This is a genomic window from Sphingobium sp. CCH11-B1, assembly GCF_001556865.1.
Lineage (GTDB): Bacteria > Pseudomonadota > Alphaproteobacteria > Sphingomonadales > Sphingomonadaceae > Sphingobium.
This window is the reverse complement of sequence record NZ_LSJY01000206.1, coordinates 1-870: the sequence shown is the minus strand read 5'-3', so window position 1 is coordinate 870 and position 870 is coordinate 1. Positions and strand designations below refer to the sequence as shown.

Annotated in this window: 1 pseudogene; it reads right to left on the bottom strand. The window is 56.2% G+C overall.

Annotation, left to right across the window (positions count from 1 at the left end):
* Positions 1–55 precede the first annotated feature (55 nt).
* Positions 56–870: pseudogene (locus AX724_RS21190) on the bottom strand (hypothetical protein); the annotation flags it as partial.

Here is an 870-nt window from a genome sequence, read left to right as displayed (position 1 = left end):
AATCGCTTACGCCACTCCCGCCAACCCTCTCACCCGCCGCGGTGAATAAGACAGGCTAGAAATGCAGCCTTATGGAAACGTCATACCGAACATCGGCGACGTTGGCGTCGTAAGCCTTGAACACTCCCGGCAAAGGCTCCTGAAGCGTCCTGGAAATCGTGTTCAGCACGTTGCTGGCACGAGCGGATATCTGGAACGTTTTGCTGAAGTTATAATCAAAGCCAAGATCGAGATATCCTGCCGCTGCAGACCATGCCGGGACCATATTATATACCGGCCATGAGCGGTCCGGGCCGAAGTCGGTCGGGCTAGTGTTGACGTAATAGGGATTGCCACCGCTCGTCGCATAGGACAGCGGATTGACGTTCGTCGACAGCAACGCCTTGTCGCGCCAGTTATAGGCTACTCGGACGTTGGTTTTCCCTCGAGAGTAAATCAGCGACAGGTTATATGACCATTTCGACAATCCTGCGTAGGGAAGATCGGGATAGGTCTGCGGCACCGTGCCATCGGGGTTAAGTCCCCCGTTGGAAGTCGGCGGACTTAGCACGTTGTTCGCCTGCTGCGCAGGATTGCTACTGTCGATGAAAGTGAGGTTGGCCTCGATCCCGAAACCGCTCAACAAACCAGGAAGGTTGTTGAAGAAGTGGCGACCGCCAATCTCGAAACCCTTCATCTTGGCCGTAATCGGCGAATTCATGGTGGAGAGATAAATCCACGGAAGGTCCAGCGTCTGCGGAACGCCGACACCGGGCGCCGGGCTTGTGCCATCTTCTGGGACCTCGCCATTGGCAAATGCCAACACCGGAACTGGCTGTGCAGGGCGGTGACAAAACCAGCCACTGGAACGCCAGCGAAGTGCTGAGCGTG